General features: G+C 36.2%; 10 protein-coding genes. 6 read left to right on the top strand and 4 right to left on the bottom strand.

The features are described from left to right. Nucleotides 1–138: 138 nt before the first annotated feature. From AC4CVF_RS15895 to AC4CVF_RS15870, 6 genes are all read left to right on the top strand, one after another. Nucleotides 139–2,322 (top strand): carboxy terminal-processing peptidase, encoded by a 2,184-nt coding sequence (locus AC4CVF_RS15895; protein WP_336954577.1) that lies wholly within the window; start codon nucleotides 139–141, stop codon nucleotides 2,320–2,322. 209 nt (nucleotides 2,323–2,531) lie between these two features. Then, nucleotides 2,532–4,607, top strand: coding sequence for a bifunctional diguanylate cyclase/phosphodiesterase (locus tag AC4CVF_RS15890; RefSeq protein WP_336954578.1), 2,076 nt, complete (start codon nucleotides 2,532–2,534; stop codon nucleotides 4,605–4,607). 1,096 nt (nucleotides 4,608–5,703) lie between these two features. Further along, complete coding sequence (locus tag AC4CVF_RS15885; protein ID WP_490789700.1) at nucleotides 5,704–7,119, top strand: TolC family protein; 1,416 nt, start codon at nucleotides 5,704–5,706, stop codon at nucleotides 7,117–7,119. After that, entirely contained in the window at nucleotides 7,116–9,257 is a 2,142-nt protein-coding gene (locus tag AC4CVF_RS15880; RefSeq protein WP_490773594.1) for a type I secretion system permease/ATPase, read from the top strand. The genes AC4CVF_RS15885 and AC4CVF_RS15880 overlap by 4 nt, the downstream gene beginning before the upstream one ends. Continuing rightward, nucleotides 9,254–10,441 carry an HlyD family type I secretion periplasmic adaptor subunit gene (locus tag AC4CVF_RS15875; RefSeq protein WP_419328746.1) on the top strand — a complete coding sequence of 396 codons (1,188 nt, stop codon included), beginning with the start codon at nucleotides 9,254–9,256 and terminating at the stop codon, nucleotides 10,439–10,441. Before AC4CVF_RS15880 ends, AC4CVF_RS15875 begins: the two co-directional genes overlap by 4 nt. Before the next feature lie 362 nt (nucleotides 10,442–10,803). Further along, a complete protein-coding gene (locus tag AC4CVF_RS15870) occupies nucleotides 10,804–17,022 on the top strand; it encodes an Ig-like domain-containing protein (protein WP_490789699.1) in 6,219 nt (2,072 codons plus the stop codon). Between the two features lie 485 nt (nucleotides 17,023–17,507). On the opposite strand, the gene AC4CVF_RS15865 is transcribed toward AC4CVF_RS15870, so the two are convergent. The 4 genes from AC4CVF_RS15865 to AC4CVF_RS15850 are packed head-to-tail and all read right to left on the bottom strand — an operon-like array spanning nucleotide 17,508 to nucleotide 22,576. Then, nucleotides 17,508–18,551, bottom strand: a complete 1,044-nt coding sequence (locus tag AC4CVF_RS15865; RefSeq protein ID WP_490789698.1) for a peptidase MA family protein — start codon at nucleotides 18,549–18,551, stop codon at nucleotides 17,508–17,510. Then, nucleotides 18,548–20,089 carry a glycosyltransferase gene (locus AC4CVF_RS15860; RefSeq protein WP_336953448.1) on the bottom strand — a complete coding sequence of 514 codons (1,542 nt, stop codon included), beginning with the start codon at nucleotides 20,087–20,089 and terminating at the stop codon, nucleotides 18,548–18,550. The genes AC4CVF_RS15865 and AC4CVF_RS15860 overlap by 4 nt, the downstream gene beginning before the upstream one ends. Before the next feature lie 31 nt (nucleotides 20,090–20,120). After that, entirely contained in the window at nucleotides 20,121–20,885 is a 765-nt protein-coding gene (locus tag AC4CVF_RS15855; protein ID WP_336953447.1) for a CatB-related O-acetyltransferase, read from the bottom strand. A gap of 2 nt (nucleotides 20,886–20,887) precedes the next feature. Beyond that, nucleotides 20,888–22,576 (bottom strand): hypothetical protein, encoded by a 1,689-nt coding sequence (locus AC4CVF_RS15850; protein WP_490789697.1) that lies wholly within the window; start codon nucleotides 22,574–22,576, stop codon nucleotides 20,888–20,890. Between the last annotated feature and the right edge of the window lie 730 nt (nucleotides 22,577–23,306).

Genomic DNA, 23,306 nt, shown 5'->3' with positions numbered 1-23,306 from the left:
TTGCTACACTTAGTCAGTACAGATTATGCTAAAACTACACAACATAAACAGATAAAGTCGTTTAAGATATTGAAACTGTTGAGTTCAGATTGAAAAACGATATAGAAATTGGAAAACCCAAGGAAGTATTAAGAATTTATGAAAATTCAAACTCTCGCTTGCGCTATAGCACTTGCAACAGGTGGTTTATTCTTTACCCATACCATCAATCAGGCAATGGCGGAAACCAATGCTACAAACGTGTCTCAATCGATTCATCCTTCACAAGATCAAGCTTTAGTGACACGTCAACTTGCAACATTGATTGACCGTCAGCATTATTTGAATATGCGTTTAGATGCAACCACATCAAATCGTATTTTAGACATGTATATTGATAGCCTCGATCCAGAGCACACATTATTTTTAGCTTCAGAAATTGAACAATATAAAAAACAGTATGGTGCAACACTTGGCGCAAAACTAAAAGCAGGTGATTTGTCTGGACCATTTGCGATTCATGCGCATTATCGTGCGCGTTTAAAAGAATTTTATGAATTTGAATTGGCTGAACTCAAAAAGACACAGAACTTAAATCAACCGAATGAGTTTATTGATGCCGATCGTGAAAAAGCTGCGTTTTTTGCAAGCAAAGCTGAGTTGCAAAACTATTGGCGTAAGATGTTGGTGTCACAGTTAATCAATCTCACCATTGCGAAGCAAGAAGATCAAGCCAAACAAAAAGCATTAAAAGATGATCCAACATTGGCCAATGGTCAGGATTTGGCCGCATCAGAAGATCTTACACCGGTTCAAACGCTTACCAAGCGGTATACCCGCCAACTAGAGCGTATTGGACGAACCAAGAGTGATGATGTACTGGAACGTATCCTCAATGCAATGACCTTGACCTACGATCCGCACAGCAATTATTTTCCACCTGTTGATGCCATGGAGTTGAATCGTCAAACCACCTTACAACTTGAAGGTATTGGTGTTTCGATTCGTCCTGAGCGTGGTAATGAAGACTACACCAAGATTGAAACTATTGTAGATGGTGGGCCGGCAAGTAAGACTGGACAGGTTAAATCGGGTGATCGCATTATTGGTGTTGCACAAGATGGCAATAAGATGGTCGATGTGATTGGCTGGCCAAGTTCCGAAATTGTTGGATTGATACGTGGGAAACGTGGAACCAAAGTTTCAGTGAAATTGTTAGCTGCTGGTGCTTCTATGAGTCAAGCGCGAGTTGTCACAATTACTCGTGATGTGATTCAAGAAGAAGATGCTGGTGTCCGTTCACGGACTGTGGAACTTACACGTGATGGTAAAAAGCATAAGTTTGGTGTTTTAGAAATACCATCTTTCTATTTGAACTATCGTGCACGTCGTGCAGGTACTGAATATCGCTCTGTTTCAGAAGATACCAATAAAGCATTGAAGTCACTTGCAGCACAAAATGTTGAAGGCATTATTATTGATTTGCGTAATAATCCAGGTGGTTCTTTAGAAGAAGTTGCCAAAATGATTGGGCAGGTAATTAAAGAGGGCCCAGTGGTTCAAATCCGTGACGGTAACGGGAATGTGAGTGTGTTTGAAGACACCGACGGTGGTGCTCAAACTTATTCAGGACCTTTGGCTGTTTTGGTTAACTTAGCATCAGCTTCTGCCAGTGAGATTTACTCTGCTGCACTCCAAGATTACGATCGTGCAGTTATTTTAGGAAGCACAACAACAGGTAAGGGAACTGCACAAGTTCAATTAGATAGTCTTGCTTATGGTCAAGCGACCTTAACTCAGCGTAAATTTTATCGTGTTACAGGTGGAAGCACACAAAACAAAGGTGTGATACCAGATATCAAATTGGTTGATATTTACGATGAAGAGTTTGGTGAGCGTAAAGCGAAAAATGCCCTGAAATGGGATACGATTCCGACTGCGCCATTTAAACGTGAAGGTTCAATTCAACCTTATGTGGCACAGCTTGGTGAAAAATCAAAAGTTCGTACGGCAGGCGATTCTCAGTTCCAATATTTAGAGACGCGTAAAGCGATTGCTCAAGAAGCTAAAGATCAGAAACGAATCTCTCTAGATATTGATAAACGTAAAGCGGAGTTAATAGCGCTTGAAGCAAGAACATTGGCTGCAGAGAACAAACGCCGTACTGAAACAGGACTAAAACCATATTCAAATTGGGAAAGCTACCAAGCAAGTTTGGATGCTTTGGCTGAGTCGAGAGCAAAAATGAAAGTAAACCAGCGCCCAGCTTTGCCAGAAGAAGAGACTTTTGTGAATGAAGCTGCCAACGTTCTGTTAGATTTGGCACATCTAACAAGTAAATAACTAAAAATTCTATTTAGGTAAAATAAAAAAGCATATCTCGGGTATGCTTTTTTATTTCGATTTAAAAAATAACTTGACGTTCAATAGGATAGTGATATTTTAAGTAAAACGAACGCTCTTTAAAAAAGGTGAACCTTCTCGCAATTTTAGGTTGTATATATAAAGGTTGCTTATAACAAAAATAGGTTCATTACTGGAAGTAAATTTTTATGAGTTATATGAGTTATGATAGTAATCTCGTAATAGGCTCTGCATGTATTGCAGTTATCATCTGTTACGTAGCTATTTCATTAGAACAACTCATATTTACGCAACATTCGCCTCGCCAACAAAAAATTATATTATGCTTGAGTGGCATGGTTTTTGGGTTTGCAATTTGGGCAATGCATTTTATCGGAATGTTGGCTTGTGATCTACCACAAGGTTATTCCTTTGATCTAACATTCACAGTGATTTCATATATTATTGCTGCATTGGCGTCGACTTTTGCGATTTGGCTGACAACTCAAGAAACTTTGCCTATTGTACGGCTGATTTTGGGTGGATTGTTGATGGGGTTGGGAATTTCTGGGATGCACTATATCGGCATGCTGGGTTTAAATATTCCAAATCAACAAGTTGATTATGATGTTATTTTAGTGATGCTCTCAGTCATCATGGCTATAAGTGGTTCAGGATTGTCTTTCTGGCTCGCCTTTAAATATAAGAATTCTTTTAATCATAAGATGCTCTATAAAATTGCTGTATCGATCATGATCGCGCTCAGTATTGTGGGAATGCATTATATTGGTATGGCTGCGGCGACGATCTCATCGGTGCATGAAAAACATTTTGGAAGTCAACTACACGAAGGACAAGGTATTTTATTGTTTACCATTATTTTTGTAGCGAGTTTGATCCTTGTTTCTGCTTTTTGTGTAGCGATTTTAGAACGAAGATTAGAAGAACGTAGTTTACAGTTATTACAAGCCAATAAAGAGCTTGAAGACTTAGCACTTCAAGACAATCTGACTAAACTTCCAAATCGATTATTTCTAGTTGAATACACAGATGCTTTATTTTTAGGTTATAAAGAAATACAGACTAAAATTGCGTTTATTTATATTGACTTAGATCGCTTTAAATCAGTCAATGATGCGTTTGGTCATCATATAGGTGACGAACTTCTGGTTAAACTCGCACAGCGTTTATATCCTTTGCTCAAGGACGGACAAAGACTTATTCGTATTGGTGGAGATGAGTTCATTCTGATTCTTGAAGATTCTAATCGTAATGAAGCTGAAGAAATTGCTGAATTATTCTTACAAAAAATACAAGATGGGTTTCAAATTTCAGGTAAAGAAATCAATATTTCTGCCAGCATTGGAATTGTATTTTTTCCAGATCATGGGCAGAACTTACAAGATTTATTGATTAATGCTGATTCAGCCATGATGCAATCGAAAGAGCAGGGTCGTAATACTTTTAGTGTTTATAGCAGTTCTTTAGACCAACAACACCAAAGTCGAAGTCAATCTAAACTCATCAATGATTTATATAAAGCAGTAGAAGAACAACAATTTATTCTATTTTATCAACCTAAATTCACAGCCGACTACCAAATTTGTGGCGTAGAGGCTTTAATCCGTTGGAAGCATCCAACCCTAGGCTTACTTGCACCGAGCATGTTTATTGATGGTGCTGAGCAAACGGGTCTGATTATTCGTATGGGTTATTGGGCTTTAGAAAAAGCATGTAAGCAAATTCAAGAATGGGAAGATAAAAAATATGCTTTTGGTCCGATTGCAGTAAATCTTTCAGCCGTGCAATTTGAACATAAGCATTTGATTGAAACTCTAGAAAAATTGATTCAAAAATACCATGTCAAGAATGGTAATTTAATTATTGAGATTACTGAATCTACAGCGATGCATCATATTGATGACAGTATTCAAACCTTTGAGAAATTAAGAAATTTAGGTATCCGACTGGCAATTGATGATTTTGGAACGGGCCATTCGAGTTTCTTGTATTTAAAAGATTTACCAGTAGATGAATTAAAAATAGATCGAGAATTTATCCGTAATTTGTGTGAAGGTTCAAAAGAACAAATCATTTTAGAAAGTATTATTCATTTGGCGATTCGTTTGGGTTTGGTGGTGACGGCAGAAGGTGTTGAAACTGAACAACAGGCGCAGATTCTTAAACGCTTAGGTTGTCAGCAATTACAAGGTTATTTGTTAGGCATGCCGCTACCGGTAGATCGTTTAGAAACTAATTATAGTATGGTTAAAGCTGTACCTTAAATATAAAAATATTGAATCATGTGACGAATTTAAACTGTCATTAAAACTAAATTTAAGATGATTATAATCTGATTTTACTTGAAATTTAAAATAATATAGTAGTTTTTTTCTCAGCAATATTAGTCGATTTATCGATTTTCTAAGTCCTAAGTCAGCTTTTTATTAAATATAATAAAATTTTTTAAATATTTTTATAGTAGTGTTTATTAGTTTCTTCGCTTTAAAAAGATACTAGTTTTATCTTGTTAGTTTAGGATTTTTTTTAAACCGTACTTACTGTTTTTGCTAATATTGAATAAAAATCAAATAGATGTTGATTTTGAATTAAGTTTTATAAGGAGCCGGATGATAATAGTTAATCTTTTTTTAATAATCTGAAGTAATAAAAATTAATTTATATATTGAGCCTCTTGTAAAAATTTTTTTAGCTATATTAATTTAGAGTTAGAAGTTATTTTTTATCTTTAATATTAATTGGTTTATATGTTTTATTCTGAATGTGAAATATCTTAAGTCTTAAGTAGATGCTTTTTATTTAAATTAAATGACAGCTTTTTAGTATTAATATGTATTATCTTATCATGATAATTCTATTTAGTTTGTTTTTAGGCATCATTCACAAGCGATTGTTAAAATTATAAATCAACGTGAAATCCTTTCTCATTCTAGCTTTATCTCAAAGGGAGAAGAAACTTTCAATAAAAATATTATTCACTCAATATGATCATTTTTTGATTTATGAAATATATCTGTTTTAAATGTGCATTAAAGCTTCTGGTGTATTAAACACCTTTTAATCAACTAAATTTTATATAAAATAACAAGTTGTGTTGGTGTTAGTTACTTTTTTTTGAAGCATATGTTTTTTTGTTCTTAGTTTAAATTATTCTCTAAAAAATTTCATAAAAGAAGTAAGGTTTTAAAATTCATGGATATAAGCTGGCTATTTTCTTGTTTTTTAATATTTTAAAAGATGAGAAGTTCAATGAGGAATACGTTTTTTCACCAAAATCAGTTTCTATTTATAATTAGCTTAACGAGTAATTTTTTTATAATTTTCTATATTATTTTTATTGCATCGACTGTGAAGGCTGAAATGATATTAGCCAAACCAGAGAAAAATTTAAAGAATAAAATTTCTCAACTTTTTGCTCCTGAAACTGATCAAAGTTATAAATTTGTTGAGTTGCAAAAACTAAGCAATTTGCAAGTAGATCAAAGTCAATTTCAAAAAATTGGAAATGAAGGTTTTTTTCCTACTGTACCTAATATTTTAACACATGATTCTATTAATTTAATTGATGCTATCCATTATTCAATTCAACAGAATCCTGATATTTCACAGGCGATTGCTAATTTAGCAGCAGAAAATGCAGGCGTTGATTTTGCAAAAGCTGGTTATTATCCGCAATTATCAGGAGGAGTCAGTACTGGAGATTTAATAACAGGAGAGCGTGGCCGCCAGTTACTCAGTTTAAATGCAACCCAGATGGTTTATGATTTCGGGAAAATAAAGTCTGGAGTTTCAGTAGCGCAAGCTAAGGTACAACTTGAACAAGCAAATGTCTTAGTCAGTATTGATGATATCGCTTTAGATGCATCCCAAACTATTATTAATATTCAGCGCTATTTACGATTAAATAAAATTGCTGAGCAACAAATAACGGGTATTCAACGAATTAAGGATATCGCAAATTTACGCGCAAATGCTGGAATCAGTAGTCAAGCTGACCCAATTCAAGCTCAATCTTATCTAGAGTCAGCGCAATCAAGTTTAATTGCTCAACAATCTTTGTTACGCCAATATCAGCAACATTTACGCATTCTTCTTGGTGTAGATATTTTTAATAAGGTTTGGCTGATTCCTGACGATCTTGTTATGCAATCTGATTTATATGGTGAACCTCAATTTAATATCATTCCTAAAATGATTGTAGCTCTAGCTAAGGTAGAAGTTGCAAAAGCCCAAAAAGAACAAACCCGATTAACTCGTTATCCAACGCTTGCGGTTAAAGGTTCGCTAAATCAGGCCTTAAATGGTCGTAATCCGAATAATGGTAGAGATGATGGGTTTTATAGTTCCATTATGCTTGAAGCGACCAGTCAGTTTTACCAAGGGGGGGCTAATTCTTCGCAAGTTAAAATGGCGAGTTATGCGGAAGAAGCTGCCAAATCAGAAGTGAACTCAGTATACCGAGATGTTCTAAATCAGATTAGAACGAGTCGTGAACAAATTGAAAACAAACAGCGCCAAATACAAGTTTTAGCAAATAGACAAGAAACAACCGTTCGGACCCGAGAGCTATATCAGGAACAATATAAGCTGGGAACACGTTCATTGGTTGATTTACTTAATGCTGAACAAGCAATCCATAGTGCAAATACAGAGCTCGAGACAGCACGTTATGACATCTATAACAGTATTGTTCAGTATATTGCCGCAACAGGTCGTTCGCGACAAGTTTATGGCTTAAACAATATTTCAATTCAGGGGTTCGAAGTTCAGCCATGACGACAAAAAAAAATTATCAACCCTGGTTACAAGCAATACTCACGGTTGCAAAGTATTATCGGATTGAGCCATCAGAAGAAAGAATTCGCTTACAATTGGAATGGAATCAAAACCAAAAGCTGGATGACATTTTACTATTGATCGCCCGTCAGGTTGGATTAAATCTACGTAAATCTAATTTTTCTGTAGAGCTTTTAAACCCATGGCTTTTACCTGTCATTTTTGAACTAAATGATGGACAAGTTGGGGTCGTTGATAAAGCAGATAAGCGAGGAAATGTTAATATTCAATTTAGTGGTGATCAAGGTTTATCACAAAGTATTCATATAGATTTATTAAAAGATAAAATCAAGTATGTATACACTTTGAGGCCAGAGACTTCAATTCCTGATGCTCGCATTGATGAATATATTAAGCCATATCAAGAAAATTGGTTCTGGTCGATTGCCTTACGCGATTGGAAGCGATATATAGATATAATGTTTGCCTCTTTGATTGCAAACATATTGGCATTGGCAACCATTATATTTTCTATGCAGGTTTATGACCGTGTCGTACCTTCACAATCTATTTCAACATTATGGGTATTAGCTGGTGGGGTATTAATTGCGGCGATCTTTGAATTCGTATTACGTGTATCTCGTGTCTATCTGTCTGATATTATTGGTAAACGAGCTGATTTACGTATTTCAGATCGCGTTTTGGGACATGCACTAAGAATTAAGAATAAAGATCGCTCAAAATCGACGGGTAGTTTTATTTCTCAAATCCGTGAACTGGAAGGTGTTAGAGAACTTATTACTTCAACTACAATTGGTGCAATTGCTGACTTACCCTTCTTTTTTCTTTTTCTGTTCATTTTTGCTTTCATTGGTGGAAATCTATTTTGGGTGATGTTGTTGGTTATCCCACTTATGATTTTACCCGCAATTTTGGTACAGAAAAAATTGGCGCAGTTAGCACAAGAGGGGATGCGTGAGTCGGCTATTCGAAATGCAATATTAGTAGAGGTGGTTCAGGGTATAGAAGATATCAAGTTATTGCGGGCAGAATCTCGTTTCCAAAATCAATGGAACCATATGAATGAGATTTCCGCTGATATCGGGATGAAGCAACGTAAAATTGTCGGCACTTTGATGGCCTGGACGCAAAAACTTCAGGGCTTAACATACGCTATGGTTGTTTTAGTGGGTTGTTTTGCTGTCATTGATGGTGAAATGACAACGGGTGCTTTGGTTGCATGCTCAATTTTGTCATCACGAATGCTCGCTCCAATTGCCCAGATTACAGGAATCTTGGGACGTTTACAGCAGACTAAAATAGCGAAACAAAGTTTAGATGAGCTGATGAAGCGACCTATTGATCAAGCTGAGCGTTCTCATTTAGTTCACAAGCCTGTTTTGAATGGGGACTATGAGTTAAAGAATGTTTTGTTTCAATATGGAGATGAGGATCCTAAACCGAGTCTTATGATTCGTCATTTAAAAATTCGATCAGGTGAAAAAGTCGCCATATTAGGTCGTAATGGCGCAGGTAAGTCTACTTTGTTGCAATTGCTATCAGGTATGCAGGAACCCAATCAAGGTGCAGTTCATCTCGATGGTCTAGATTTATCTTTAATAGATCCATCTGATGTACGACGTGATATGGGCTTACTCAATCAGAATGCATATTTGTTCTACGGCACGATTCGAGAAAATTTGACCCTAGGTGCGCCTTTAGCAACAGACGATGACATATTAAATGCTTTGACTGTTACAGGAGCTCTTGCTTTTATTCAAGAAAAGAAGGAAGGACTTGACCATCTGATTTTGGAAGGAGGTATTGGTTTTTCTGGAGGGCAAAAACAAGCATTTCTTTTGGCTCGGTTACTCATTCGTCAACCAAATATCCTCTTGCTGGATGAACCTACAGCTTCCATTGATGATGTCTCAGAAAAACAACTAATTGATCACTTAAAAGATTGGTTAGCTCATCGAACGCTTATTGTTGCAACTCACCGCCGGGCTGTCTTAGAACTAGTTGATCGCATTGTTGTCGTTAATGATGGAAAAATTGTCATGGATGGGCCAAGAGACGAGATATTAAGTCAATCAACTATTCAACACAATAATGTTAAACAAGGAGATAATTCATGAGCGAGCAACAAGAAAAAGATCGTTCAATGAATGTTTCCTATACTGAACCATCTTTACCCCGTGTGAGCTTAATCATTTGGATTGTAGGTATTGGCTTTCTGATTTTTTGTATTTGGGCTTGGATATTTAAACTTGAGGAAGTATCTACAGGAGTAGGAAAGGTTATCCCTTCTTCTAAAGAGCAGGTAATACAATCTTTGGAAGGGGGAATTCTCACCAAATTAAATGTACAAGAAGGTGATATTGTTGAAAAAGGTGAAATACTGGCACAGTTAGATCCTACTCGTTTTGCATCAAATGTTGGTGAATCCCAATCTTTACTGGTGGCAGCTCAGGCAACAGCAGCTCGTTTACGTGCAGAAGTGAATGGAACACCATTAGTTTTCCCTAAGATTGTTACAACAGATTCAATGTTGGTAAGTGAAGAAACGGCGCTGTATCAGTCTAGACGAGAGGATGTGGAGCAAACCCTGAAAGGGTACAAAGAGGCTTTACAGTTGGTACAGCAAGAGTTAACTATGACTGAGCCATTGGTTGCTAAAGGAGCTGCGAGTGAAGTTGAAGTTTTACGCTTGCGTCGTTCGGCAAATGATTTACAAAATAAAATGAATGATGTTCGAAATCAATATTATGTGAAAGCACGGGAAGAATTAGCTAAAGCCAATATGGATATCCAAACTCAACAACAAGTGGTTGTGGGGAGGACCGATAGTTTGGATCGGGCTATTTTTAGAGCCCCCGTGCGCGGTGTTGTGAAAGAAATTTCGGTGACAACACATGGCGGTGTTATACCGCAAAATGGGAAGTTTATGACGATAGTTCCAATTGATGAAAAGCTTTTGATTGAGGCTCGAATTTTGCCACGTGATATCGCTTTTATTCATCCCGGACAAGAAGCACTAGTAAAAATTACAGCATATGACTATTCAATTTATGGAGGATTGAAAGGTAAAGTGACAGTGATATCTCCTGATACTATTCGAGATGAAGTAAAGCAAGATCAGTTTTACTATAGAGTATATATTCGTACGGATTCTGACAAACTTTATAATAAAGAAAAAAAATCATTTGCAATTACACCAGGTATGGTGGCGACTGTAGATATTCGTACAGGTGAGAAAACAATATTGGATTATTTATTAAAACCATTTAATAAAGTAAAAGAAGCATTGCGCGAAAGATAAATTTTAAAATATAAGTATGAATTTTTAATATAAAAATTCATACTTATTTTAAAATGTTTTTATTATTTTAAAATATGAATTTTATTATTTGGATTTTAAAACATAATAGTCTAATAAATGTATTTTATACATTAAAACAAAATAAACTATTGAAAATTAATAAATATCTCTAATTTAATAATTGAGATTAAAAAATATACTGCATTTTTATTTTTTTTGTGTGATGAAATTCATGTATATAATTTATTTCCGTGTTGAGGTTTGCCTTTATTTTATCTAATTTATTCCATAGTTTGGGCTCTTTTTATTTAAGAGCTTTAAATTGGATTCATTTAAATAAAATCCTTTAAGGGGCAGAAAATATGTCAGAAATACAAGTTGTTTCTAAGGAAAGCCATAAGGTCTTAGAAACCACAACAAAAGATAATGTTTCACTTTCAGAAGCATCCGTAGTTTTAATAAAGGTCAATAAAGATGATGTTTCTGAAATAAAACAAGATGGTAGGAATGCAATTATCACTTTAAAAAATGGTGATAAAATTGTAATAGTTGATTTTTTTAATGGCGGTAATTATTCAACTGATAATAGTTTAGTTTTTGAAGATGGCAACCATAAATTAGTTTGGGTGCAATTTACAGATAGTAATGGCGCATTATTAGAAAATATCACATATAGTTATATAGATGATATAGAACCACTACTTTATCATGATGGTGCAGGCTCCCCATGGGCATGGTTATCAGTACCATTAACTGCTGCAGGAATTTTGTGGTGGGCGAATGATAATGATAGTAATAATGGTAAATCTTCAGTAAAACCTGACACTACTCCACCAACAGCTCCTGTAGTAGATCCAATTAATGGAAAAGATCCTATTACAGGTACAGCTGAGCCAGGCTCAACAGTCACAGTCACTTACCCAGATGGTACTAAAACCACAGTTGTTGCTGGTCCAGATGGAACTTGGACAGTGCCAAATCCTGGTTTACAAGATGGTGATGAAGTTAAGGTAATCGCGACAGACCCAGCAGGGAATAATTCATTACCAACGGTCGTCGTTGTAGATGCTATTCCACCAACAGCTCCTGTAGTAGATCCAATTAATGGAAAAGATCCTATTACAGGTACAGCTGAGCCAGGCTCAACAGTCACAGTCACTTACCCAGATGGCAGCAAAACCACAGTTGTTGCTGGTCCAGATGGAACTTGGACAGTGCCAAATCCTGGTTTAAAAGATGGTGATGAAGTTAAGGTAATCGCGACAGACCCAGCAGGAAATAATTCATTACCAACGGTCGTCGTTGTAGATGCTATTCCACCAGCAGCTCCTGTAGTAGATCCAATTAATGGAAAAGATCCTATTACAGGTACAGCTGAGCCAGGTTCAACAGTCACAGTCACTTACCCAGATGGCAGCAAAACCACAGTTGTTACGAGACCAGATGGAACTTGGACAGTGCCAAATCCTGGTTTAAAAGATGGCGATGAAGTTAAGGCAATCGCGACAGACCCAGCAGGAAATAATTCATTACCAACGGTCGTCGTTGTAGATGCTATTCCACCAACAGCTCCTGTAGTAGATCCAATTAATGGAAAAGATCCTATTACAGGTACAGCTGAGCCAGGCTCAACAGTCACAGTCACTTACCCAGATGGCAGCAAAACCACAGTTGTTACGAGTCCAGATGGAACTTGGACAGTGCCAAATCCTGGTTTAAAAGATGGCGACGAAGTTAAGGCAATCGCGACAGACCCAGCAGGAAATAATTCATTACCAACGGTCGTCGTTGTAGATGCTATTCCACCAACAGCTCCTGTAGTAGATCCAATTAATGGAACAGATCCTATTACAGGTACAGCTGAGCCAGGCTCAACAGTCACAGTCACTTACCCAGATGGCAGCAAAACCACAGTTGTTACGAGTCCAGATGGAACTTGGACAGTGCCAAATCCTGGTTTAAAAGATGGCGACGAAGTTAAGGCAATCGCGACAGACCCAGCAGGGAATAATTCATTACCAACGGTCGTCGTTGTAGATGCTATTCCACCAACAGCTCCTGTAATAGATCCAATTGATGGAAAAGATCCTATTACAGGTACAGCTGAGCCAGGTTCAACAGTCACAGTTACTTACCCAGATGGCACCAAAACCACAGTTGTTGCTGGTCCAGATGGAACTTGGACAGTGCCAAATCCTGGTTTAGATGATGGTGATGAAGTTAAGGCAATCGCGACAGACCCAGCAGGGAATAATTCATTACCAACAGTAGTCATTGTAGATATTGGATCTGACTCTGACAGCGATTCGGACTCTGACAGCGACTCGGATTCTGATAGCGATTCTGACTCTGACAGCGACTCGGACTCTGACAGCGACTCGGATTCTGACAGCGACTCGGATTCTGACAGCGACTCGGATTCTGACAGCGATTCTGACTCTGACAGCGACTCAGACTCTGACAGCGATTCTGATTCTGACAGCGACTCGGACTCTGACAGCGATTCTGACTCTGACAGCGACTCGGACTCTGACAGCGATTCTGATTCTGACAGCGATTCTGACTCTGACAGCGACTCGGATTCTGACAGCGACTCGGACTCTGACAGTGATTCTGACTCTGACAGCGACTCGGACTCGGATTCTGACAGCGATTCTGACTCTGACAGTGACTCGGATTCTGACAGCGACTCGGACTCTGACAGCGACTCGGATTCTGACAGCGACTCGGACTCTGACAGCGATTCTGACTCTGACAGCGACTCGGATTCTGACAGCGATTCTGACTCAGACAGCGACTCGGACTCTGACAGCGATTCTGACTCTGACAGCGATTCGGACTCTGACAGCGACTCGGACTCTGACAGCGATTCTGACTCTGACAGCGATTCTGACTCTGACAGCGACTCGGACTCTGACAGCGACTCGGACTCTGACAGCGACTCGGATTCTGACAGCGACTCGGACTCTGACAGCGATTCTGACTCTGACAGCGACTCGGATTCTGACAGCGACTCGGATTCTGACAGCGACTCGGACTCTGACAGTGACTCGGATTCTGACAGCGATTCTGACTCTGACAGTGACTCGGATTCTGACAGCGACTCGGACTCTGACAGCGACTCGGATTCTGACAGCGACTCGGACTCTGACAGCGATTCTGACTCTGACAGCGACTCGGATTCTGACAGCGATTCTGATTCTGACAGCGACTCGGACTCTGACAGCGATTCTGACTCTGACAGCGACTCGGACTCTGACAGCGATTCTGATTCTGACAGCGATTCTGATTCTGACAGCGATTCTGATTCTGACAGCGATTCTGACTCTGACAGCGATTCTGACTCTGACAGCGATTCTGACTCTGACAGCGATTCTGACTCTGACAGCGACTCGGATTCTGACAGCGACTCGGATTCTGACAGCGACTCAGACAGCGACTCGGACTCTGACAGCGACTCGGATTCTGACAGCGACTCGGACTCTGACAGCGATTCTGACTCTGACAGCGATTCTGACTCTGACAGCGATTCTGACTCTGACAGCGATTCTGACTCTGACAGCGATTCTGACTCTGACAGCGACTCGGATTCTGACAGCGACTCGGACTCTGACAGCGACTCGGACTCTGACAGCGACTCGGATTCTGACAGCGACTCGGATTCTGACAGCGATTCGGATTCTGACAGTGACTCGGATTCTGACAGCGACTCGGACTCTGACAGCGATTCTGACTCTGACAGCGACTCGGACTCTGACAGCGACTCGGATTCTGACAGTGACTCGGATTCTGACAGCGACTCGGATTCTGACAGTGACTCGGACTCTGACAGCGACTCGGATTCTGACAGCGACTCGGATTCTGACAGTGACTCGGATTCTGACAGTGACTCGGATTCTGACAGTGACTCGGACTCTGACAGTGACTCGGACTCTGACAGTGATTCTGACTCTGACAGCGACTCGGATTCTGACAGTGACTCGGATTCTGACAGTGACTCGGACTCTGACAGCGATTCGGACTCTGACAGCGATTCGGACTCTGACAGCGACTCAGACAGTGATTCGGACTCTGACAGCGACTCAGACAGTGATTCTGATGACACGACTGCACCTGATGCGCCAACTGCAGATGTTGTTAATAATGGAACGCAAGTAACAGGTACAGCAGAACCAGGTTCAACAGTGACAGTTAAAGACCAAGGCGGTAACGTATTGGGTACAGCGGTTACCGATGAAAATGGCAACTATACAGTAGATCTAACCACACCATTAACCAATGGTGAAGTGGTCGATGTGACTGCAAAAGATGTTGCTGGCAATGAATCTGAACCTACTCAAGCAACAGCTGATGATACGACTGCGCCAACAGCTCCAACAGCAGATGTTGTTAATGATGGAACGCAAGTAACAGGTACAGCAGAACCAGGTTCAACAGTGACAGTTAAAGACCAAGGCGGCAACGTATTGGGTACAGCGGTTACCGATGAAAATGGCAACTACACAGTGGATTTAACTACGCCATTAACCAATGGTGAAGTAGTAGATGTGACTGCAACAGATGTTGCTGGAAATGAATCAGATCCAACACAAGCAACAGCTGATGACACGACTGCGCCAACTGCTCCGACAGCAGATGTTGTTAATAATGGAACGCAAGTAACAGGTACAGCAGAACCAGGTTCAACAGTGACAGTTAAAGACCAAGGCGGTAACGTATTGGGTACAGCGGTTACCGATGAAAATGGCAACTATACAGTAGATCTAACCACACCATTAACCAATGGTGAAGTGGTCGATGTGACTGCAAAAGATGTTGCTGGCAATGAATCTGAACCTACTCAAGCAACAGCTGATGATACGACTGCGCCAACTGCTCCGACAGCAGATGTTGTTAATAATGGAACGCAAGTAACAGGTACAGCAGAACCAGGTTCAACAGTGACAGTTAAAGACCAAGGCGGTAACGTATTGGGTACAGCGGTTACCGATGAAAATGGCAACTATACAGTAGATCTAACCACACCATTAACCAATGGTGAAGTGGTCGATGTGACTGCAAAAGATGTTGCTGGCAATGAATCTGAACCTACTCAAGCAACAGCTGATGATACAACGGCACCAGATGCACCAACTGCTGAATTTAATCATGATGGCTCGGATTTAAGTGGAACGGCAGAACCAGGTTCAACAGTGACGGTTAAAGACCAAGGCGGCAACGTATTGGGTACAGCGGTTACCGATGAAAATGGTAATTATACTGTCGTGTTTACGGATTCGTTAAATGATGGTGAAGTGGTCGATGTGACTGCAAAAGATGTTGCTGGCAATGAATCTACTCCAACAGAAGTTACAGCACCAAATATTCCAGTTGATGCAGTAGACAATCTCGTAGAAGCAGGGGTTGATTTTGAGTATCCTGTTACAGAAACGACCTTAGACAACGCAATCTCTTATAATTGGCTCATTGGTTTCCTTGGAATAGTCATTGGTACAACGAGTGGTTCAACCCAATTCAGTGTTCAAGAAAATCAGATAGCTGATGTTACATTAGAAATCAAGTCAGGATCATGGGCATCATTCTTCGATAGTGTTGCAGTTAAAGTGTCTAAATTTGAGAATGGTTCATGGGTTGAAATTGGTAACAGTTCATCAGGCGGAATCTTTGACTTTATTGGAGTTTTTGGTCAAGTCGCTAAACTTGAATTACCTGGATTAGCAAGTGGACAATATAAAATAGATATGAGTAGCTTTAATGCTATCACTCTACCTGGTTTTATTGAGACTGATATTATTATCAAGTCTTATGACACTGCTCAGGATCCTATCATAACCAATGTAACTTCAGTTGGTGGTAATGTGATTACTGATACTGATGGTATTCATGGTCAGGATAATGTGCCTGCTGGTGCAATTATATCTGAAGTAGCTGGTCAAGCTATAACAGGTGAAACAACCCTTGTGGGTAATTATGGCACACTAGTGATTAAACCAGATGGTAGTTACACGTATACACCAAACAGTGATGTTACAGTAATTGGTAAGACAGAAATGTTTGAATATACTGTGATAGATCCAGTAACGGGTAAATCTGATAATGCTAATTTAACTATTCAAATTGGTACAAATAGTAATGATGAAGCTATCTCAAAATTAGCTATTAATGCTGATGAATATTATGAGACAAGTGCCGGTGATGATATCTCTACAGCGAGTATTGGTGATGAAAACATTACGAGTACTGCTAGCCATGATGTTATTACGACTGGAGCTGGAGCAGATACCGTTATCTATAACTTACTGAACGTTGCAGATGCAACGGGTGGTAATGGTAAGGATGAGTGGACTGACTTCAATCTGGCACAAGGAGATAAAGTGGATGTTAGTGCACTATTAGATGGCGCTAATGCAGACAATATCGCTAATTATGTGTCTGTTATTTCTGATGGCGAGGGTAATACTTTGATTAGTATTGATCGTGATGGCACTGGAAATAACTATAACTCAACTGACCTTATTGTATTGAAAAATACAGATACAACACTGGATGAGTTATTAAATAATAATCAGCTTCTGTTCTAATTGATTGTTATTGATATAAGTATACAAATTGGAGAGAAGGCATAAGTGCCTTCTCTTTTTTGTTTTCTAAAAATGGTTGTCTTGTTTTGAAATGGATTAATCGTTATTTCACACAAAAGCCAATAAGTTTTATCTGTCTTTTAATATTGTATTCTATAGAAGTACTCGATTTACGAATATCATAAAGTTCTATAGATTCTGCAACTATTGGTCTAATAGCTTTAAGATATTTGGCTTTATAAAGTAAATTTTTACTTTTAGTATGCTATTTACCTGTTGGACTAAAGCATGTCTAAATTATTATATGAAAATCCATTATTTTATAGGTTGGATTTGACTTAATCGAAAAAAATAATACGAAAAACTAATCAGTTATCTCAGTGGATTATTATAACTAGGCATACTATCCAAGTTTAATTTAGAAGGTGTCAACTTAATTCTGTGCGGCATTGATTTAAATAATTATCACAATGAAAATAAATCTTTTAATTAAGGTTCTTATCTTTAATTACTTTTCTTAACAAGATCTGAAATTCTTTTTTTTCTGCATTACTTTTATTTAATTTTTCTAGCGTTTCTAACAAAGTTTCTAATACCTGTGGGTCAAAATGAGAAGATCTTTGCTGACTTTCCTTCCAGCGGTACAGTTTCCAATTATTTAGATTAGAAATTCGTCGATCACTATTGCCAAGGTTCTCAAGAAAAGTACGCATAAAAAGTGTACCTTTTAGAAATTGATCATGAAAAACAAATTGACCGTCAGTATACTTTGTTTGTAGCAGCATAGGTGGTAGATCAAGTTGCCCATTAGATATATCAATAAGTGTAGTGAGTCGGCTCCATAATTGAGAAGTTTTATAGGTACGATTCAATATAAATTTGTCAAAGTTTTCTGGATTTTTAGGTAAACTTCTCTCTCCATAAGCGCCAACTTTTCCTTTTCTAATCAATCCTTCTGACCATGCCGCTAGGCTTTCTGTAAGCCAAGGCTGCTTAAACATTGTATATCCATAGCTGTAAAGATGAAATAGTTCATGGGCAACTGTAGAAGAGTTTGTAGTTAGATTCGGAATATTATTGCTAATTAATATAACTAATGCACATGCATTCTGCTTTAATGGATTATTGATATGTTGATGTGGCTCGTCATAAGCTAGACCGAGACCATTTAATTTTTGTATTTGTATATCAATATATCGGACTCTTTCTTTATAACGCGGGCTTTTTAACGGATCTTGATAACCTAGCAACGTCCAAGCTTTACGTATTGAATTTGCTTGAATCGCAATATTTTCAATATAATCGGGTACATTATTTTTGTTTTGATCTTCAGGAAATTCAAGGGCGTTTTCTCCAGATATTGTATAAAAAATGCGGAGATTTTTATTGCCATAATAGACATTGTCAAGTTGACTTACTGCAGAAGGACGACTAGCGCCGCAATCGGCTTTTGCACTGATGCAAAAGCCTAAATGAAGCATAGAGAATAATAAAATCAGACCTTTATTTGATGAAAGTTGCTTTATCATCGAATTGCTTCAAAAAGAGCTTGCCATTTTTGAGCAAATTGTTCTTGGTCTGTTAGCTGAGTACATGCATATGCAGCTTCACTAAAGTTTTGTCTCATTTGTTCATCTTTAAGTAAAGAAATAATTTTTTGAGCAAATAATGTTTCATTTTCAAATGGAATTAAGAAACCATTGATACCATCATTAATCATATCTGATGGGCCATAATCAATATTGTAACTAACAACTGGGCAGCCATGACATAAAGCTTCTAAAACTGCCATGCCAAAACCTTCTGACCGGCTTGAAAAAAGAAATAAACTTGCTTGATCGTATAAACTATCTGTATTTTCGTTATAGCCCATTAATTTAACATGATTATTTAACTGATAACTATCTATTTCATTTTGCAGAAAGGTCTGTTCGCCACCAAAACCATAAATATTTAAATACGCATTCGGTATTTCCTTTATAACCTCTTTAAATACTCGAATAAGGCTATCCAAGTTTTTTGCTTTGTCATAACGTGCTATGGTTAAACAGGATAGGGGATTGCGATCAGTAAATTTTACGTGCTTGATAGACTTCTCATAAATATGTGGAATAACGAATAATTTTTCATGTATCTCAAATCGTTGTTGAATATGTTCTTTTTGCCGTTCAGTTAAAATAACCAATGCATCCAGTTCATCGCTATGTTCAAAATAGCTACGGTAATGACGATTAATACTGGCTCGATAAATATCTGCCCCATTTAAATGAGTCGCATGGATTGTGCCAATAAAACGCATATTTTTTTGCTTGATGTGCCTCAGGGGTTCATAAAAATGAATGGCACGATCAATTAGAATATACATGAGATCATTTATATAGTTTTTCGATATTTTTGAAAACCAGTATTGAATGAGTTGGGACTCTAGATCAAATACCTCAGTGATAACACCATTTTCATCTAATAAAAAAATGTTTAAAAGGATATTCTTCTTTTTCTCATTTAATTGGTAATTCTTAATAATTACTGGATAGCCTTTAATATGAAAATATGTTTCGGTTATAACTGTTTGAGTTTCTAAACTTATAGTTTGAATACAACTAAGATGGCCATAGCTATCATAAATGAGCCGACCATTTTTTATACCTTGTTGAAATGTATTTACATAACGTAAAGTAGGTGAGTCCTTTTGTCTTATTTCATAAAGATAATTTTTATTATTTTTGTCATGAAGTCTTTGATTAAAAGTATCAAAAATCTGTGTGTTTGATATATTTTCATTGAACATTTTTTTATCATTTTTATGATATTTTTTTTCAGCTAGTCGTAAGGGGGTTCCTTGTAAATCTCCATATAAATTAAGGTAACCAATAGAGGATGGGGCAAGGTTACTGGAAACTAAGTTCCAATAGTTTTGTGCCAAAGAACGATCATAATCAGTTGTAATAATGATTGGATCAATACCAAGTTTTTCATGAAGTATTTTTGCACGTTTTAATAGGGCAAAAACCAATCCATTTTTTTTTTCATCAATTTTAGGAAATAAAAAGAAATAATGATTTTTCATAATAGAATATTCTGTAATTTTTTGATTAATATCATATGTTTTCAATGTGGGTCGATTTTAATAAATCATTTTTTGTGAAAATTGGAGGAGTGTATTCCTTTAGCCCTACTAATTCGATTTTTTCTCTAAGAGAATCTATAAAAAAGTAAGGATGGTCAAACATTAATTCTTTTAAATCCTTTTTATGGAATCTCCACCATTTTAAAGTTTTTAATTTTTCAACAATATCATCACTAAATCTGGGTCTAATTATTCTTGCTGGATTTCCACCGACTATCATATAAGGTGCAACATCCTTAGTTACTACACTGTTAGATGCAATAATAGCACCGTCACCGATGCTAATATTGCTCTTCAAAACGACATCAGCACCTATCCATACATCATTTCCAATAGTAACATTTCGTTTGGTTCGTTGAAGATGGGTTACCTTTAGAGGATCAGTACTATGATAATCTTCAGCATAAAAGTGAGGTGAAGTAGATATCCATTCGGGGAAATGGTGTGCTCCCATAATTTTAATATTGGTAGCTAGACTTGAGTAACGTCCAATAGAAACACCATAACCTAAATTTGAAGAAGAATAAGAAAATGCACCAATAGTACATAAATTTAAGATATTGCTGTAAAAATTATTATGCCCTTCAATTCTTAAATCATTGTTTAAGTTAATAAGCCTATTTGGATTTCTTTTTAAGAAGAGCATATTAATATTTAATGTCTGAAGTAATTTTTCTACTTTAAAAAATTCAATTTGAGTGGTTTCATTTGATAAAGCATCTTTATAATTTTTCATAGTTAATCCTTAAAGTGTAAGTAATAAGCAATATAACCAGACAAGTTATGTTCGTTGTCATCAATCCTTGTGCGAAAATTTTCTTGTCTAACAAAAAAACTATTTAAAATAATATTTGGCTTTTTGAAATACATCGCAATTTCTGGATAGAAATAACCAATTACCCGTTGATATTCTAATCTCGTATTTATAACATCACATAATTCAGAGAATTTTGATTTCTCGAATAGCTCATTACCTTCCTGATGAGGGAGTCGAGAAACCATTTTGTAAGAGGCCATAAGCATTTCGAGAAAAGTTCCTCTAGCCGTTCTTCGATTTTTATATCTTTTTAAATATGGTAAATAGTTTTGAATTCCAAATTCAAAATATTTTTTTTCAGGACATAATAGACTAAGCTCATTTGTACAATAGCTAAGCCAATGGTCATTATATTTCCAATAATCATTATCAATAAAATGCTCATACATAATTTTAACTGTTTTTAGTAATTCTTGATCATTATTTAATTGATATAGTCTCAAAAGGGCTAAAGCAGCTTCACCATCATAGTAAATTACTCTATATTCTTCTTTTACTTCTAATGAAGGATAATCTAAAATATGTATGGTCTTACCATTTGGCTTTATCATTTTTTTTATGCCATTGGCTAGCTTTTCGGTAAGTAATAAAAATTCAGTACTTCCTGTAATTTCCTGGTATTTAGTGAACATTAAAATTGCAGCTGCATTTGCACCTAATTTAATTTCAATGTTAGATTTATTTTGCTCGATAATAAATGCTGAAGATTGGTCCGTGGGGTATTTAATAAGATTTTTAATAGTATAGTTAATTCCTTTTTTGATTTTATCATAATTTATAAATTTTTCTGAAACTTCAAATGCTTCTAGTAAAGAGTATAAGGAAGTACAATGTCGAATACTATTATAACTGGTTAATCTTTCATTATTAGCAGGGATATATCCATAAATAAATTTTCCTGTTTCTTGATCAATTTGCGAATTTAAATATATACAATTATCTTTAATTATCTCCAATATACTTTGTCTTTTTTCACTATCATCAATAGTTCTAATACCATTATTTATATAGTCATAGTTTAATTCATAAAAATCTAAATTTTTAAAAAAAATACCTTTACTTCTAAATGTATAAATTAAATCTTGGTCTTTGATTTTTCTTCTAGAACTTATATTATATTTGTGCTTTAAATATTTATTTAAATTAATCTCATTAAATGAACTTGCTTTATCCCAAGTTTTCCCTTGAATAATTGCATTTCCATAAATTTCTTGTTCTAATAAAGCAATACTGAAATTTTCATCAAATGCAATGCCTTTTCTAAAGTAATTATTTAATTTTTCTTCACTAATGATTTGTAAAAGATCTTTGAATTTTATTTTTTTTAAGTCGTGAACAATATCAATTTTTAAGTAATTGGATATTTTGTTATTTTTTTCATAGATATTTTTTATATAATTTAGAGTTTTCTTAATTGCAATATCTGCATTTAATGGTGCAGTATTCCATACCTTAGCTCTGATATCATTTGATCCATAAGAAATAAAAACAATAATTTTATTATCCCTCTCTTCTTCCGTTAAGATTGTATCATTGTTATTAATTGTTTTTTTTAAAAAATAAGAAATTTTAGCACTAATTTGGTTTAGGTTATCTAGATGTGTGCTCATTTTAATCCTATATAAATTGTTTTCTAATTTGATGACTTTGTGAAATACAAATAATTATTGTATGCTTTATTTTTTTTTTCAATATGTTGTAAATTATAAATTTTTTATATTTCATATTGGTTTTAAAATTTATTTAAATCAATGTTTTAGTTTTGAAGTTGTATGTTGCTGATGATTGTTATTAAATTTTTTATGGTATGTTTTTAACCTATATATGATTAAAAGCATAGTTTTTATATTCTTAATTAAATATGGTTTTTAAGTTGGTATTAAGGTTCTCTTAATTAAGCTTATTTCTCTACACTTATATTGGATTATTTTAAAGAGGCTTTGTTACAAAAACTGATCTTCAAAGCATATTCATTAATATAATTATTCAGATGGATAAGCCTATACCTAAATCTATCGAATGATCAATTTTCTTTCTTATAGCTAAACTTTGCTAAAGAGATGAAATTTCTCGATCTGATTTGTTCGCAAAATTAGTGGTGTGCGCAACCAAAAGGCAGCAAGAACAAATTAAATCTACTCAAATATTGCTACTCTGTGCTGTCTTAATGATTAAATTATTATTCAAGTTATCTTGAGAAATGACCACGGGATTAGATAAAAGTATCATTCATTTTTTGTGGATTAAATTGGTTAGTCAGAAATTATTTTATCATCATGAAAATGATAAAGTAATATTGATATTGGTCACCCCAAAAGCATTGATTGACTTCATTAAAAC

The organism is Acinetobacter sp. LipI_19 (assembly GCF_058242925.1).
This window is presented reverse-complemented; position numbering and strand designations above follow the sequence as displayed.

What these genes read in the sequence shown, in the direction of transcription:
- AC4CVF_RS15895 (WP_336954577.1), top strand. Translation starts at nt 139, where the DNA reads ATGAAAATTCAAACTCTCGCTTGCGCTATAGCACTTGCAACAGGTGGT.
- AC4CVF_RS15890 (WP_336954578.1), top strand. Translation starts at nt 2,532, where the DNA reads ATGAGTTATATGAGTTATGATAGTAATCTCGTAATAGGCTCTGCATGT.
- AC4CVF_RS15885 (WP_490789700.1), top strand. Translation starts at nt 5,704, where the DNA reads ATGATATTAGCCAAACCAGAGAAAAATTTAAAGAATAAAATTTCTCAA.
- AC4CVF_RS15880 (WP_490773594.1), top strand. Translation starts at nt 7,116, where the DNA reads ATGACGACAAAAAAAAATTATCAACCCTGGTTACAAGCAATACTCACG.
- AC4CVF_RS15875 (WP_419328746.1), top strand. Translation starts at nt 9,254, where the DNA reads ATGAGCGAGCAACAAGAAAAAGATCGTTCAATGAATGTTTCCTATACT.
- AC4CVF_RS15870 (WP_490789699.1), top strand. Translation starts at nt 10,804, where the DNA reads ATGTCAGAAATACAAGTTGTTTCTAAGGAAAGCCATAAGGTCTTAGAA.
- AC4CVF_RS15865 (WP_490789698.1), bottom strand. Translation starts at nt 18,551, where the DNA reads ATGATAAAGCAACTTTCATCAAATAAAGGTCTGATTTTATTATTCTCT.
- AC4CVF_RS15860 (WP_336953448.1), bottom strand. Translation starts at nt 20,089, where the DNA reads ATGAAAAATCATTATTTCTTTTTATTTCCTAAAATTGATGAAAAAAAA.
- AC4CVF_RS15855 (WP_336953447.1), bottom strand. Translation starts at nt 20,885, where the DNA reads ATGAAAAATTATAAAGATGCTTTATCAAATGAAACCACTCAAATTGAA.
- AC4CVF_RS15850 (WP_490789697.1), bottom strand. Translation starts at nt 22,576, where the DNA reads ATGAGCACACATCTAGATAACCTAAACCAAATTAGTGCTAAAATTTCT.